17 protein-coding genes are annotated in these 14,723 nt (G+C 63.8%); 10 read left to right on the top strand and 7 right to left on the bottom strand.

Translation table 11 applies throughout. The features are described from left to right. Positions 1-96 precede the first annotated feature (96 nt). Together HKK80_RS06340 and HKK80_RS06335 are read left to right on the top strand one after the other, a co-directional pair. Entirely contained in the window at positions 97-771 is a 675-nt protein-coding gene (locus HKK80_RS06340) for a nitroreductase family protein (RefSeq protein ID WP_411798773.1), read from the top strand. 397 nt (positions 772-1,168) lie between these two features. Next, positions 1,169-1,744 carry an archaellin/type IV pilin N-terminal domain-containing protein gene (locus HKK80_RS06335; protein WP_411798772.1) on the top strand — a complete coding sequence of 192 codons (576 nt, stop codon included), beginning with the start codon at positions 1,169-1,171 and terminating at the stop codon, positions 1,742-1,744. Positions 1,745-1,781: 37 nt separating this feature from the next. Here HKK80_RS06335 and HKK80_RS06330 read toward each other — a convergent pair whose 3' ends face one another. Both HKK80_RS06330 and infB read right to left on the bottom strand, forming a co-directional pair. Beyond that, positions 1,782-1,958, bottom strand: a complete 177-nt coding sequence (locus HKK80_RS06330; protein WP_411798771.1) for a hypothetical protein — start codon at positions 1,956-1,958, stop codon at positions 1,782-1,784. 7 nt (positions 1,959-1,965) lie between these two features. After that, positions 1,966-3,753: a translation initiation factor IF-2 gene (infB, locus tag HKK80_RS06325; protein ID WP_411798770.1), complete on the bottom strand. Its 1,788-nt coding sequence runs from the start codon at positions 3,751-3,753 to the stop codon at positions 1,966-1,968. A gap of 155 nt (positions 3,754-3,908) precedes the next feature. Between infB and HKK80_RS06320 the strand changes: the two genes are divergently transcribed. Continuing rightward, entirely contained in the window at positions 3,909-4,634 is a 726-nt protein-coding gene (locus HKK80_RS06320; protein ID WP_411798769.1) for a universal stress protein, read from the top strand. Here the strand turns inward: HKK80_RS06320 and HKK80_RS06315 are convergent. Then, entirely contained in the window at positions 4,631-6,007 is a 1,377-nt protein-coding gene (locus tag HKK80_RS06315) for an APC family permease (protein WP_411798876.1), read from the bottom strand. The two genes, HKK80_RS06320 and HKK80_RS06315, sit on opposite strands and share 4 nt — an antisense overlap. A gap of 179 nt (positions 6,008-6,186) precedes the next feature. On the opposite strand from HKK80_RS06315, the gene HKK80_RS06310 reads away from it, so the two are divergent. Beyond that, the gene (locus HKK80_RS06310; RefSeq protein ID WP_411798768.1) at positions 6,187-6,432 is read left to right on the top strand and encodes a PRC-barrel domain-containing protein; all 246 of its coding nucleotides are present in this window, start codon (positions 6,187-6,189) and stop codon (positions 6,430-6,432) included. Positions 6,433-6,436: 4 nt separating this feature from the next. Continuing rightward, a complete protein-coding gene (locus HKK80_RS06305) occupies positions 6,437-6,895 on the top strand; it encodes an NOB1 family endonuclease (protein WP_411798767.1) in 459 nt (152 codons plus the stop codon). Positions 6,896-6,916: 21 nt separating this feature from the next. Here HKK80_RS06305 and HKK80_RS06300 read toward each other — a convergent pair whose 3' ends face one another. Together HKK80_RS06300 and HKK80_RS06295 are read right to left on the bottom strand one after the other, a co-directional pair. Further along, positions 6,917-7,651 carry a lysostaphin resistance A-like protein gene (locus HKK80_RS06300; protein ID WP_411798766.1) on the bottom strand — a complete coding sequence of 245 codons (735 nt, stop codon included), beginning with the start codon at positions 7,649-7,651 and terminating at the stop codon, positions 6,917-6,919. A 54-nt stretch (positions 7,652-7,705) separates the two neighbouring features. After that, the gene (locus tag HKK80_RS06295; RefSeq protein ID WP_411798765.1) at positions 7,706-8,998 is read right to left on the bottom strand and encodes a glucose-6-phosphate isomerase; all 1,293 of its coding nucleotides are present in this window, start codon (positions 8,996-8,998) and stop codon (positions 7,706-7,708) included. Positions 8,999-9,182: 184 nt separating this feature from the next. Here HKK80_RS06295 and HKK80_RS06290 point away from each other — a divergent pair, with 184 nt between their 5' ends. The 5 genes from HKK80_RS06290 to HKK80_RS06270 all read left to right on the top strand — a co-directional run bounded on the left by HKK80_RS06290 (position 9,183) and on the right by HKK80_RS06270 (position 12,175). After that, complete coding sequence (locus tag HKK80_RS06290; RefSeq protein WP_411798764.1) at positions 9,183-9,464, top strand: ribbon-helix-helix domain-containing protein; 282 nt, start codon at positions 9,183-9,185, stop codon at positions 9,462-9,464. A gap of 1 nt (position 9,465) precedes the next feature. After that, positions 9,466-9,729: a type II toxin-antitoxin system RelE family toxin gene (locus HKK80_RS06285; protein ID WP_411798763.1), complete on the top strand. Its 264-nt coding sequence runs from the start codon at positions 9,466-9,468 to the stop codon at positions 9,727-9,729. Positions 9,730-9,790: 61 nt separating this feature from the next. Then, positions 9,791-10,444, top strand: coding sequence for a cyclase family protein (locus tag HKK80_RS06280; RefSeq protein ID WP_411798762.1), 654 nt, complete (start codon positions 9,791-9,793; stop codon positions 10,442-10,444). A 123-nt stretch (positions 10,445-10,567) separates the two neighbouring features. After that, positions 10,568-11,356 (top strand): hypothetical protein, encoded by a 789-nt coding sequence (locus HKK80_RS06275; RefSeq protein WP_411798761.1) that lies wholly within the window; start codon positions 10,568-10,570, stop codon positions 11,354-11,356. 72 nt (positions 11,357-11,428) lie between these two features. After that, positions 11,429-12,175, top strand: coding sequence for an SIMPL domain-containing protein (locus HKK80_RS06270; protein ID WP_411798760.1), 747 nt, complete (start codon positions 11,429-11,431; stop codon positions 12,173-12,175). An 11-nt stretch (positions 12,176-12,186) separates the two neighbouring features. Here the strand turns inward: HKK80_RS06270 and HKK80_RS06265 are convergent, their stop codons facing one another. Beyond that, positions 12,187-12,765: a hypothetical protein gene (locus HKK80_RS06265; RefSeq protein WP_411798759.1), complete on the bottom strand. Its 579-nt coding sequence runs from the start codon at positions 12,763-12,765 to the stop codon at positions 12,187-12,189. A 54-nt stretch (positions 12,766-12,819) separates the two neighbouring features. After that, entirely contained in the window at positions 12,820-14,583 is a 1,764-nt protein-coding gene (locus HKK80_RS06260; protein WP_411798758.1) for an excinuclease ABC subunit C, read from the bottom strand. Positions 14,584-14,723: the final 140 nt, after the last annotated feature.

Raw genomic sequence — 14,723 nt, 5'->3', positions numbered from 1 at the left:
TGGTTTGGGCAAAACCGTATTGGTTCAGTCGGCGAGCCCAATTTTGATACTCGCCGGGAGCCGTGTCGTTATGCCTGTTCGGCCCCTCGCGTTGGTGTGGATTTCACAGACGCCGTTGTGACCCGACGATCCGTACACGATTACAGCGACGAGCCGATCGATCAGTCGACGCTCGATACCATCTTCGAGGCAACGACGCTTGCGCCCTCCGGCTACAACCTCCAGCCATGGGAGTTCCTCGCGCTTCGTGAGCCCGAGACCAAGGAGCGACTCAAAGCCGTCGCCAACGGGCAGGAACACGTTGTTGACGCCGACACGGCTGTCGTGGTGCTCGGCAACACCGATCCGATGGCGCACGCCGAGGCGGTCTTCGACGACTGGCTCGCCAAGGAGTATATCCCCAACGAGGACGTGCGGGCTGCCCTCCTGGATAATGTCGAGGCGATGGCCGGTATGGCTGCGGCCGACCGCCGAACGTGGACGACGCGATCAACGTCGTTGGCGGCGATGACGCTTATGTATGCGGCCTGGACACACGGCGTCGCCAGCTGTCCGATGGAAGGGTTTGATGGCGACGCTCTCATCGAGGAGTTTGACGTTCCTGAGGGGTACGAACCGGTGATGCTGATCACCTTGGGGTATCCGGCTGATCCCGCCGCTGACATCGACAACGAGCGCAAGGGCCGGCGGCCGATCGAATCGGTCGTCCACTACGAGTCCTTCGAGCCGAGCGATGAGACGACGCTCGAAACGCCTGACCGCGCTGACTAAGGCTGATTGCGGGTGTTTGATCGCTTCCTCAGCGTCGATTTCCGCGCCGCGAAAATACCTCCGTATGCCTGCGACCACCCCGGGCCGAACGGGAAGCGTTGGGTAACTTCCCCTACCTGTTCCGGGTAGTAGTCACACAGTCGCCCTCAGTCACTAAGGCGACTACCGGTTAGTTGGAGAGAGAGGGTAAAATAACTATCGACTGAATATCAAAATAGATAATTTTGGATCCACCACAAACTGTTACAGAAGTAATCAAACGACAGAGGTAGCATTCGTCTGCCGACATTGTCTGCTCAATATTATCTCTTTTGAAAATTGAAGGAGTGATTTTATGTTCATTTCTTGCGGTCGTTCTGATATCGCCTAACCTGTTCCGGGTTAGGCGGAGTCACACATGTTCGAGACAGAGACCCGAGGTCAGGTGGGGATCGGTACGCTCATCGTCTTCATTGCGATGGTGTTGGTCGCGGCGATCGCCGCGGGCGTGCTGATCAACACGGCTGGCCTCCTGCAAGCACAAGCACAGCAAACCGGTGAAGAGACGACCGCCGAGGTCAGCAACGTCTTCCAGATCGGGAAGGTCGTCGGCAGCGAGACCACCGGCAACAACAAACTCGATGTGCTCAACGTGTCTGCGCGCCTGTCGTCGGGGTCAGATCCGATCAACGTGAGCGAAGCCTCCTACACCATCGAGACCGGCGGCAACGCGACTGTCGTTGATGGCAACGCAAACACGAACGATGGTATCGAGCTGTTGCCGGTTCAAAGCCTCACGGACAACACACAGGTGCTCTCCGAGCAGGATGACCTGATGGTCGTTCAGTTCACGCTCACCAATCTCACCGATGTGAACCAACTTGCGGAATCGGAGTCGATCACGATTGTCGCCCAAGCACCCGCCGGTGGGAGCACATACAAACAAATCCAAGCACCGCGCCGCATCGAAAACAGCAACTCCTACATCCTGTAGGCTGACACCCGCTGGGGTTATTTTTTGTGTGGTACTCTCAGGAAGACGCTATCATCATCGCCCCGCTTCTCGCTAAATACGGGAGCTGGTCGATCTGGTTGCGCAGATAGTCAGCCAGATAGAGGACGACACCGGCCGCGATGAGCGCTACCAGCAGCATTGCGATCAGCAACAGCAGGGTTCCGATACTGGAGGCTCCGCGGCTGTCGGTCATGCACGCCCTATTTGCCCCAGAACGGATCGCGTTTGCGTCGCTTGTTCAGATAGCCCGACAACGCCTCCAGCTCGTCGGCCGGGATCTCGTCGTTGAGCTCCTGTTCGAGGATCTTGGCGTGTTTTTCGGGAAGTTCGATCCATAGCTCGTCGCCCTCCTCGATCTGGCGGCCGACCGTCGGCCCGTCGATGGCGACGCTGACGCGCTCGCCGGCGCGGGCCTCCTCGACGTCGTCACCCTGGGCCTGAATCCCGGAGAGCTCGCCGACGCGATCCGGTTCGTTGTTGTCGAATTTGGCGACGTTCGTGTTATTGTTGATCGTTCCCGACATGACCTCAACGCCGACGACGGCGGGGTCTGACTGCCGGAAGGTGTGGTCGTCGAGGATCTGAAACCGGGCGGGCCGGACGATCTTATCGAGGATCGTCTCCTGTTGGGCCCGCTGCATCTCCGCGACGTGTTCCTCGTAGTCCTCGACAAGCTGGTAGATCACGTCGTCGTTGAACAGCGTCACCTCGCTTTGTTCGAGTTCGCGCTCGGCATCCGGCAGCACGTCGACGTTGAACCCGAGGATGACGGTGTGTTCGGGCTCGCGGGCTGTGCCGGCGACCGCGATATCGCGGGGTGCCACGTCGCCGACCTCCGCCCGGAGGATCGGCACCTCCGCCTCCTGGAGGGCGTTGGCCATCGCCTCCAAACTGCCAAGGGTGTCGGCTTTGACGACGACGCCTTCCTCCTCGGTGTCGACCTCGATCTCGGCGAGTTCGGCCTTCACGTCGGCGATCACGTCGTCGACATCCCGGTCGCGGACGACCCGCACCGGCGCGCCCGCCATCGCCTCATCGAGGTCGGGGGCGGCGATCTTGACACCCGCGGCGGCGGCGACGGCGTCGACGCGCTCGAAGCGGTTTTCGACCCGGATTTCCGCATTCGGTTGTGGCTGGAGCAACGCCCGGATCTCGGTGACGATCGGCTCGTTGATCCCGCCGACAACGAGCTGATCGCCCTCCTGGATCGTCCCATCGTAGACAACGACATCCAGTGTCGCGCCGAACCCCTGTTCGTCCTTTACTTCGAGGACAGTGCCCTCGCCGGGGCCCTCCACGTCGATCTCCATCTCGGCTTTCATGAACCGCTGGGAGAGCCCCATCAACACGGCGAGTACGTCGGGGACGCCCTCGCCGGTGAGCGCCGAGCAGGGGACGACGCCGATGTTTTTCTGGAAGTTCTGGACGCGCCAGTAGAGATCCGCCGAGAAGCCGTCGTCCGATAGCTGGCCGATAATCTCATAGAGGTTTTCGTCGAGTCGCTGCCGGGCGGTGTCGCTCTGGCCGTCGTAGCTCGGCTTGATCGGCGAGTTTTCGTTCGGATTCCAGCCCGGCGTCGTGTCAGCCTTGTTGGCGGCGACGACGAAGGGTGTCCCGGTGCGCTGGAGGATATCGAGGGCCTCCTCGGTTTGCGGTTGGAAGCCGTCGTTGACATCGACGACGAGGATGGCGATGTCGGCGAGCGCGCCGCCCCGGGAGCGCAGCGTCGAAAACGAGTGGTGGCCGGGTGTGTCGATAAACAGCAAGCCAGGCAGATCAAAATCGTCGACCGCGACGAGATCGCCGGCCATATCGGCGATCGTTTCGAGCGGAACCGCTGTTGCGCCGATATGTTGGGTGATCGCGCCGGCCTCGCCCTCGCTGACCGCCGAGCCGCGGATCTTATCCAGCAGGCTTGTCTTGCCGTGGTCGACGTGACCGAGGACAGCGACGATCGGGGTTCGCAGTGAGGTATCGTGATCTGACATACAGAGAACTCCGGCAACCGCGTTACCAGTGGAATCGGGCGCTCGGAGTTAAGCCTTTCAACTTCCGCCGTCGGTCGCCCCACCCCCATCGGCATATGGGCAGCGACGACAGCGGTGTCCGCAGCTATATCCACCTTCGGCAGCAATCGTCGACTATGACAGAGACCATCCTCATCCCGTTTGAACTCCCGGATCCCGAGCCACTGTCGCCGGTCTTGGTTGACGATCTTGCCACATTGGATGTCGTCGTCCTCGGGCATTTTGCTGTCCCGGAACAGACGCCGGTCGATGCCGCCCGCGAGCAGTTTGAGACCGAGGCCCAAACGACGCTGGACGAGATCGCCGACCGGTTCCGCGAGGCTGGGGCCACAGCGCGCACTCGGTTGGTGTTCGGCAAGGCACGCGCCGCGGCCATCGACCGGGTGATGATCGAGGAGGACTGTGTGGCGGAGCTCAATCCGGCTCCGACCGAGGGGATCGATCGGATTCTCGTGCCGATCCCTGCGGTCGCCGAGTTTACCCGCCTGCCGGAGTTCGTGGATATCTTGTGTGAGGAATCGACCCGAGAGATCACGCTCTTTCACGTCGCCGAGGGCGAGGAATCACGCGAACGCGCCGAGGAAATCGTTACCGAAACCCGCGAGGGCATGCTCGAAGCCGGTTTCGGTGCCGACGCTGTTGATACACTCGTGGTTGCGGGTGATAGCCACGACAGCGAAATCCTCGCCGTCGCCGCCGACTACGACGCGGTCGTCATGTACGAGGCGCAGTCGGGGCTCAGCGACCACATCTTCGGCAGCCTGCCGGATCGCATCGGCGACGAGACCGGAGATCCGGTGATCGTTGTCCGCCGTGATTACGACCCCAACGCGGCGAACTAGTCGCGCTGTGGTTCCGAAGTGGGGTCGTCACCGCGTCGCTGCCGGAGATATCTGCTGGCTGCACCGATCCGGTCGGTTCGTGACCGGCCGTAGAGCAGATAGATCGCCCCACCACCGCCGATGATTCCGGCCGCCCCGAGCAGCGGTGTCACCCCCATCTGGGTCAGCAGTGCCAGACAGCCAACGAAGCCAAAGATCTGCACGTACGGATACCCCGGCGTGACAAACTCCGGCTGGTAGCTCTCGGGGTCGGCAACCCTGAACGCCACGACGGCAAGATTCTCAAACGAAAAGACGAGGATCTGAAACGCGCTGGCGAGCTTTGCCAACTCGATCACCGGGACGAACGCGATCAACAATAGCAACACGGCCCCGGTCAGCAGTACAGCGTTGCGTGGGGTTTTGAACCGTCGGTCGATCCGTTTGAGCATCGGCGGTAGCAGCCCATCTCGGCTCATCGCCAGCGGAAACCGTGAGGAGGAGAGCACCCCGGCGTTTGCCATGCTGGTCAGCGCGACGATGGCGATCACCGAGATCACAACGACCCCGCCCCCACCGAACAGCAGTGACGCCCCGTCGGCCATCGGTGTCAGCGACGCGGTGTTGTCCGGCCCGCCGGTTTTCAACACCTCCGGATCGGTGAGCCCAACCACGGCACCGACGACGCCAACATAGATGACTGCCATAACCCCCAGCGAGCCAAGCATCGCCCGCGGCAGGTTCGTTCCGGGGTTTTTGACCTCCTCGGCGACGCTGGCGATCTTGGTGACGCCCGCATAGGAGACAAACACGAAGGCGGCGGCGGTCACGATCCCGGTGGTACCGTTGGTTCGAAGCGGGGTAAACCGCGCCGTGTCGGCAAACAGCCCGGCGTTGACCGTGAACGCGGTGATGCCAACGATCACGAGGCTCACGATGACGGCCTGCACCCGGCCGCTGAGCTTTGTTCCGGAGATGTTGAGGACGACGACCAGCGCCCCAAGCGCGAGGGCAACGAGGATGATCTGGCCCTGTGAGATCGGCACCAACAACAGGAGATAGGCGCCAAGGCCGACGAGCGCGAAGGAGCTTTTGAACACCAGCGAAAACCACGCACCGATCCCGGCGATCGTCCCGAACAGTGGCCCCATGGCGCGGTCGATGTAGAGATACGTTCCGCCGGATTCCGGCATCGCCGTCGCCATCTCGGCTTTCGACAGCGCGGCGGGCAAGACGATCACCGCCGCCAGGAGATACGCCACCACCACCGCGGGGCCGGCCTTTTTGAACCCAAGGGCTGGGAGGACGAAGATCCCGCTGCCGATCATCGCGCCCATGCTGATCATCATCGTCGAGTACAGCCCAAGGCTCCGTTCGAGATCCTCTGACCCCATCTCGTAGTACTGCGTGCGCAGCACGGAAAAACGTCGCTCTGTGCAGCTCGGCCCCGCTTCGGTGTTGGTGCCGTCGTCGTGACGGTTCTGTCCTGTCGTTCTCACAGCGCGCTTCGCCTGTCTGCCGGTCGTCGGACGCGCCCGTGGCGTTTATATGAGTTCGCACGTCTACCTCAGGCATGGTTGACATACTCGCGGAAAACCTCTCGGGCAAAGCCGTGATGGGGGCCGACGGGACGGAACTCGGCGACCTCTACAACATCACGATGGATCTCAAAACCGGTCGCCTCCACAACCTGCTTGTCACCCCCAACGAGGGGATCTCGGCGGCTGGCTCCGATTTCGAGGCCGACGACGAGGGCCGGATTCGGATCCCGGCTGGTGCCGTTGACGCGGTCAAAGACTACATTGTCATCTCCCGGTAACCATATGCAGATTCTCGATACGTCGGCGTTTATCAACGAGTATCACACCGATGAGGACACCGCCTCGGTTCCGCAGGTTCACGAGGAGCTGGAAGGCGAACACGCCTTCCGGTTCGACGCCGAGGAGGGCGCGGGGATGCACATCCATATCCCCTCCGAGGAAACCGTTGAAAAGATCAACCGCGCGGCAACCGAAACCGGCGACGCCGACGAGCTCAGCGAGACGGATATGGTTCTTATCGCCGCCGCCTTCGAGCTTGACGGCACTCTTGTGACCGACGACTACGCGATGCAGAACGTCGCCGACCGACTCAACGTTGCTGTCGACGTGATCGCCCAGGACGGCATCACCGAACAGCGGGAGTGGCAGTTCCAGTGTCAGGGCTGTGGCCGCACCTATGACGAGAAGCTCGATCGCTGTCGGATCTGCGGCAGCGACCTCGCCCGGAAAAACCCGAACTGAGCCCCACCGATCACCTGGTTTTCAGACAACGCCGATCTCGCCCAGATAGAGCCACGCAAAGATGACCGCGTTGTTCACGCCGTGGATGACCGCCGGGACGACGATGTTCTCGGTGCGTTCGTAGAGATACCCCAACAGGACGCCGAGCAGTGTCGCCGTCAGCATGTAGGCGACGACCCCAGCCAGGCCGCCGGAGACGGAGGCGTGACTCAGCCCGAACAGCACCGTCGCCACAAGGATCGCCGGCCAGACGCCCCACGTCTCCCGGAGCCGACCCTGGACGACGCCGCGAAACAGCAACTCCTCGGCCGGGCCGACAACAAGCAATGAGAAACCGACCATCGTCAACAGATAGCCCGGATCGCCGGCCCCGACGGTCACGGCGGCGTTGTCGCCGATCGCTACGTCCGCGGCAGCAAACAGCCGGGTGATCCCGTTGTTCGCGCCAACGAGGACGACGACCCCGGCGACGATGAGCCCGATCTCACGGGGTCGGGGGCGTCGCCACGGGATCAGCGGCTCCTCTCTGACAGCGAGGGCGTACCAGCCGGTCACCAGCAGAAAGCCGGCGTATTGGAGGGCGAACTGTGCGAGGTATTCGTCGGTGCCGCCGGGGGTGACGATCCCGGCGTCGACCAACGGTGGATTCACCGCCGCAAGCATGAGGCTCGCAAACAGGTAGGCTCCGAAGACAACCGCGAGCACCTCACCGAGTACTTTTGCTCGTGGCTCCCAGCCGGCGATATCGGTCGCCATTACCGGTCGGCTACGCTGCCGCCCCTGTTAGGGACACCGATTCGATCGATGTGCCTACTCGATCTCGAAGGTGCGCTTGTCGGCGACCGCCTCGGCTTCCGCGAAGTCGCCACCGCCGAGCAGTCCCCGGGCGGCCTTCTTGCCCCACTCGACGGCGGGCTGGGTAAACGTCGACAGCCCGGCGAGTTCGCCGTACATGACGGTCGCGGCCTCCATCGCGTACAGCAGTTCGCCGATGCTTTCGGCGTCGACGGCGTCGATCTCGATGCGAACGTTGGGGCGGCCTTCGGCGGCGAGGCTGGCTTCGGTCGCCTCGAACTCGGCGTCAAGCAGGTCGCCCAGCCCGGAGCCGCCGAGATACGACAGGCCCTCAAGATCGGTTTCCGGAATCCCGATATCCTCGCGTTCGCGCGGGCGGACGAGCGTGACGAGTTTGTCGCGGGGCCCGGCCCGGTAGAGCTGGAGCTGGGAGTGTTGGTCGGTCGCACCCAGCGCGCGGGCCGGCGTCTGGCCGACCTGTTCCTTCCCCAAGCTCTCGGCCCACAGTTGCGCGAACCACTCGGCGAAGTATTCCAGCGATTCCGCATAGGGCATCATCGCGTTGGTGAGCGCGCCGCGCTCGGCGAGGCCGTAACAGACCGCCCCGTAGGCGTAGGCCGGCGAGTCGTACAACGAGGGCGAGAGGTCGTCCATCGCCGTCTGCGCGCCGGCGACGACACCCTCGATATCGAGGCCCTGGAGTGCGGCACAGGCCAGCCCGACTGTTGAGATCGCCGAAAAGCGACCCGGCACGCCTTCGGGGACTTTCAGCGACGGGAGGTCGTGTGTGTCGGCAAGATTTCGGAGGTTGCCATCGTCGCCCGTGGTGACAAAGGTCTGTTCGGTCCAGTCGACGCCGGCGTCGTCCATCGCTTCGCGGACGACAAGAAAGTTCGAGAGGGTTTCCGCCGTGGTGCCCGACCGCGAGACGACGTTGACGACGGTGTCATCCAGGGGTAGCGAATCGAGCAGTTCGGCGGTGTCCTCGGGATCAACGTTGTCGAGGAAGTGTGCCTCCACGTCGGTCTGGTCGGCCAGCGCAGCCGAAATCGTCGCCGCACCGAGCGCGCTGCCGCCGATGCCGACCGTCAGGACGGCTTCGGGGGTGCCGAACGGTTCGACCGCCGCACGGATCGCGTCGGTGTCGACCGTCTCAGGGAGGTTGAGCGCGGCGTAGCCGTGTTCGTCGTCAGCGCGGCCCTGCTCGATGCGCTCGTGGGCGATCCCCACCCGTTCGTCGAGGTGATCGAGGGTGTCTTCGGTGAGGCCGGGACTCCCGCCGAGTGCATTGCCGATATCCAGATACATACCTGTGGTCGCGTCCGGCGGCGGTAAAGTCGTTGTTGTGACTGTTTTTGTGTGAAGCCGCGCCGAAGTGGGAGTATCCGATGGCTCGGTTCGCGTCGTGGACAGCCCGACACAGCCGACCCAACCCGGTCGGGGCAGCGATTGCGAGCAAAGCGTTTTGTGTGCGACACACGTCTCACAATATATGAGCACCGACACCGATCGCTCCGAGAACGAGGCCGAAACGACCAAAATCGACGTGCGCGTGCCGACTGAGTTGGTTGAGCAGATCGACGATGAGTACCACCAACGCGGCTACACCTCCCGCTCGGAGGCGATCCGTGATGCGTTGCGGGCGTGGGTCGATCCACCCGTGCGGCTCTCCGACGAGGCGTTGGATGATCTTGCCACCAGTCGCAAGCAGCGTGAGGCGGGCGAAACGGTTCCGCTCGACGACGTGATGGACAAATACGGGGTCGAGAAGTAGGATGCCCACAGTCGAGATCACGCCACAGGCCGACGAGCACCTCGCTGATCTCGACACCGAACCACGCGAACGACTCCTGAAGAAGCTCGCCGAAGCCGAGGACTGGCCTGACCACCGGCTCAAATCGCTATCGAACTATCCGTACTACACACTCCGCGCTGGTGATTACCGAGCGATCATTACGTGGGATCGAAACGGGAACCGGCTGATCGTCGAAGCGGTCGGCCATCGTCGCTACGTCTACGATCGCCACCTCCCACCGTGACAGCGGCAGGTGGATCGCCGGCGACACCAATCTCTTTGCCCACTCACAGTGAGTCCAACCCATGCCCGACCACGTCGACCTCACCCACTCACTCGACACCGGCATGCAGACCTATCCCGATGATCCGGCGGTCAGCGTGACCGACCACGCGACCCACGCCGCCGACGGCTACCATGTTGAATCCCTCTCCTGCGGCAGTCACACCGGCACCCACATCGACGCGCCGCGACACACTGAACCCGACGGCGACCCGCTGTCGGCGTTCTCGCTCGACCGCTTCGTCTTCGATGCCGTCCGGGTCGACTGCCGGGACTGTGCCGCCCGCGAGGCCATCAGCCCGGAGCGACTCCCCGCAGGCGACGTGCTCGACGACGCCGACATGGTCGTCTGCTGGACTGGCTGGGACGACCACTGGAACACCGATCGCTATCTTGATCACCCCTACATTGCACCCGAAACGGCGGCCCGCTGTGCCGACCACGGGCTGGCCGTCGGCATCGACGCGCTCAGCCCCGATCCGACGCCGAGCCCGCGAGCCGGCGACGACGAGCCGACCGATTTTGCGGCCCACCACGCGCTGCTCGGCGAGAACTGCCTCATCGTCGAGAACCTGGCCACCCTCGAAGGCGTCGGCGAGCGGTTCGAACTCCGGGCGTATCCGCTCGCGCTCGGTGGCGACGGCGCGCCGGTGCGGGCGGTCGGCGTCCGGCAGTGAAGGCTTTATTACCGGCCCACGCGAACCCGCGGATATGTCGCAGGCCACCAAGGTCGTCCTCGGAACCGTACTTCTATCGGCCGTCTTTGCGGTCGGAATCATCCTGTCGTACGTCTTCGCCTAATGTTTACTGAGCGATCGCTGTCACCGCTGTTGTCGACCGTCCGCCAGCAATACGCCCCCGCGGCGACGGTGCTCGATGTCGAGACCGATTTTGACACGCTGCCGCCGGCGGTTGCCGAGGATCTCGGCCTGCTGGCTGACCGCCTCGATCCGACCAGCTACCCCGCCGACTGGCTGCCGGAAAACGCGCCAACCGTCCTCGAAGAGTACGCCGGCGAGGCCTTTACAATCGGCACCCCCGACGACGGCACCGTCGTCTGGACGACCCAGACCGAACCGCCGACGGTGCTCTGCAAACAGCGCGCCGAGAACACCCCCGACGATTTTCTGAACTTCCTCATCGCCGAAGCCTTCGTCCAACTCGACTGTGGCGTCCCCGAACACTTCCTGCCGTTCTTCGGCGAGCAGTACCCCGACCTTGACGCCGCGGTCGGGCTCAACGGAACCGAGGTTTATCAGATCGCTGCCGCCCTCTTCGATGGGTGGGTTGGCCTCCAGACCCGCGAGGTGTTTGCGTCGTGGGCCGACGATGACGAGCTCGAACCCCTGTACGACGCGTGGATCGATGCCGGCCAGCGACTCGAACCGCGGCTCGATGAGCTCTCGCGGGCGGTTGCCCACAACGAGATGACGTTTCCGGCGGCCACCGAGTACGCCTGTGCGGCGATCAAACACGATCTCGACCTTCCGACCCCGTTCAGCGCGCTCGATACGACAGCCTACCGCGACCACGGCGCGGCCTACGCGATTGAGTGGGCCGAGAAGACATTTGCCGAGCTCCGTGAGTAACCGCCACAGCCGACTCAAACCGCCGTTTCACCTTTAGGAACCTATTCATCTGCTGGCCGCCTGTGAGCGACCATGCAGCGACGTGACTTCCTCATCGGCACGGCAGCAGCCGGCGCGGCCGGCCTCTCCGGCTGTCTCGGCACCGCACAGCAAGCAACCGACACCGGCAGCACCGCCGACAGCGATGGCGGTCGCACCATCACCGTCACCGGGTCGGCCGAGATGCAGGCCGCTCCCGACCGCGCGGTCATCGAGGCCAGCGTTGAGGCCACCGGCGACAGCGCGGCCGCCGTCCGCGATGCGCTGTCAACACGCTCCGAGAGCCTCCGGCAGGCCCTTCGGGACGCCGGCCTCGACGATGACCAACTCACGACCGGGCGGTTTGCAATTCGGCCCGAGTACGACCGCCGCGAACCGGGTGAGGAGCCCGAACAGACCGGCTACGAAGGAACCCACACGATCACCATCGAGGTCGACGATGTCGATGCCACCGGCGATGTGATCGATACCGCCATCGACGGCGGAGCCGACTCGATCGGTCGGATCGAGTACACGCTTGCGGAGTCGACCCGCGAATCCTTGCGGGAGGATGCCCTCAAAGCGGCTGTTGATACCGCCCGTGACGAGGCGGATGTCCTCGCCGCCCGCGTCGACTCGCGGGTGGTGTCGGTACAGCGGCTCAACGCCGCCGGTGGCGGGCTCTCGCCGACGTACGAACGCTACGACGTTGCCGAAGCAGCTTCTGGGGGCTCGACGGAGCTCCAGCCTGACGATGTCACTGTCAGCGCATCCGTTGAGGCAACCTACCGAATCGACTGAGCGGCGGCTGCTTAAAATTCGGCGGTGACGCTGCCGTCGTCGGCGAGATCGATGACGCCATCGAAGCGCTCACGGAACCGATCCAGCGTTGCCTCGTCGTGAACCTCCTTCGAGAGATGGAAGAGACCGACAGCGTCGTGTTCGGCCAGCAGCGCACACAGCTTTTCGGTTGCGTCGACGACGCCGTCCTCGTCGGCGTAGTAGATCATCTCGGTGAGGGAGTCGACGCTGAGCCGCACCTTTCCGTCGTGGCTGGTGAGGAACTCCTCGACCTTGGCGACGATCCCATCGAGGTCGTCGGGGGCGGAGACGTAGTGCACGTCGTCGGTGCCGCGCCGGGAGTAGCCGCGCTCGACCGACAGCGTATCGAGGATGACCGCGCTGTCCTCGTCGACATCGTAGTGTTCGAGCTTCTGTTCGACCTCCCGGGCGGTCGTCCGCGTCGAGACAACGAGGAAGTGGTCGGTGTCGGTTTTGAAGAAGTCGGTGTCGATGCGGTCGGTCTCGCCGATCGAGGGATGCAGCAGAAGGACGCCTGTCCCACCCTCGATCGTCTCCGGCGCGTTCTCAACGGCTAGCGTGTAGTCCATACCAGCCCCATCGCCTCAGCGACCTTAATGATGTATGGATTCGGAATCCCTACCTCACAGTCGTTCCGCGATCGTCGCCGCCGTTTTCTCCCCGATACCGTCGACAGCCTGCAGGTCGGCTTGGGAGGCATCCCGCACGTTGTCGACGCTGCCAAACCGCCGGAGCAGTCGGGTTCGCGTCTGGGGGCCGACGCCCGGAATCCCATCCAGCGCGGTCGACACGTCATCCCGCAGCTGTTGGTGATACTGAACGGCAAAGCGGTGGGCCTCATCGCGGACGCGCTGACAGACGTGGAGGTGGTCGGCGTCGCTCGGCCAGTCGAAGACGCGGTCAGGCGTGATCACCAACTCCTCATCCTTGGCGAGGGCGACGACCGGTACGTCCCAGCCCGTTTTGTCGAGGGCATCCATCGCGGCCCCGAGTTGGCCCTCGCCGCCGTCGACGAGGAGGAGATCTGGGTCGGGGCGGTCGTCGCGTCCTTCCAGGGCGCGGCTCGCCCGCCACTCGATCAACTCCCGCATGTTGGCGTAGTCGTCGTTGCGGTCGGTGAGCTTTTTTCGGCGGTAGTCACTCGTTTCTGCATCGCCGTCGACGAAACAGACGTTGCTGCCGACGACCGCTTTCCCCTGGCTGTGACTTATATCGAACCCGTCGATCCGGTGTGGGCGGTCGACCCCGAGGGCCTCGCCGAGGGCTGCGAGTGGGTCGCCATCGACCGGCCCCTGCCGGGCGTTTTTGAGCGCAAGCTCGACGAGCGTTGCCTCCCGACCGGCTCCAGGGACGCGAACCGCGACGCCCTCGCGTTCCAGCCAGTCGAGTACGTCGTCGTCGGCCGGCCGCTCCGAGAGCAGGATCGCATCCGGCAGTTGGCGTTCAGCATAATACTGGGGCAAAAACGCCGACAGCAACGCGGCCACGCGGTCGCCGCCGTCGGCTTCGTCGGGGGCATCAAGGCTGTGCCGTGATCGATCGACGAGCTGTCCGCGCTCGCTGCGAAGGCGGGCGACGGTCGCCTCGTTGCCGTCGACGGCGACGCCGAGCACGTCCGCGACCGCCTCGCTGCCGCCACCCTCACCTGCTGCACCGCCGCCGGCGACCGCTCGCTCGCTGTCGCCGTGGATCGTCTCGACGGTGTCGAGCTGATCGCGGAGATTTGCCGCGCGCTCGAAGGCCTGCTCCTGGGCTGCGGCTTCCATCTCCCGGCGAAGTGGGTCGGCCAGCACGCCGGTTTCGCCCTCGAAAAACCGGATCGCCGCCTCAACATCCTCACGGTAGCTTTCGGGGTCTATCTCGCCGGTACAGGGCGCGGTACACAGCCCCATCTCGTAGTCGAGACAGGGTCGCTCCCGGCCCTGATACTTGTGCTCCGAACAGCCGCGCAGCCCGTAGACCTCCCGGATCGCCTTGACGACCGTCTCCAGTCGGCCCTTGTCGGTGAACGGCCCGAAGACCGTCGCGGCGTCATCGGGGTCGCGGGTGATCTCGATGCGTGGGATCTCGTGGTCGGTGAGCTGCACCAGCGGGTAGGATTTGTCATCCTTCAGGCGGACGTTGTACCGCGGCTGGTGGCGTTTGATCAGATTCGCTTCTAATAGGAGGGCCTGGGTTTCGGTGTCGGTGACCGCAACCTCAAGCGATTCCGCGCGAGCGACCATCCGCGCGATGCGGTCGTTGCGTGGATCGGTGTAGGAACGAACCCGCGAACGCAGGTCGACCGCTTTGCCGACGTACAACACCCGGTCGCCGGCCTGAAACTGGTAGACGCCGGGCTCGGTCGGCAGCTCGGCAACCCGCGCTCGCAACGTGTCGACCTCCATCGTCGGTGATACGGTCGCTGGCCAATTGAACGTGACGCGACCATCGACCAGTTGAACACGTCGCGACCATCGACCAGTTGAACACGTCGCGACCATCGACCAGTTGAACACGTCGCGACCATCGACCAGTTGAACACGTC

Source organism: Halonotius sp. F2-221B, from assembly GCF_046719765.1.
GTDB lineage: Archaea > Halobacteriota > Halobacteria > Halobacteriales > Haloferacaceae > Halonotius.
The sequence above is the reverse complement of the archived record's forward strand: the minus strand, read 5'-3'. Positions and strand labels throughout refer to the sequence as shown.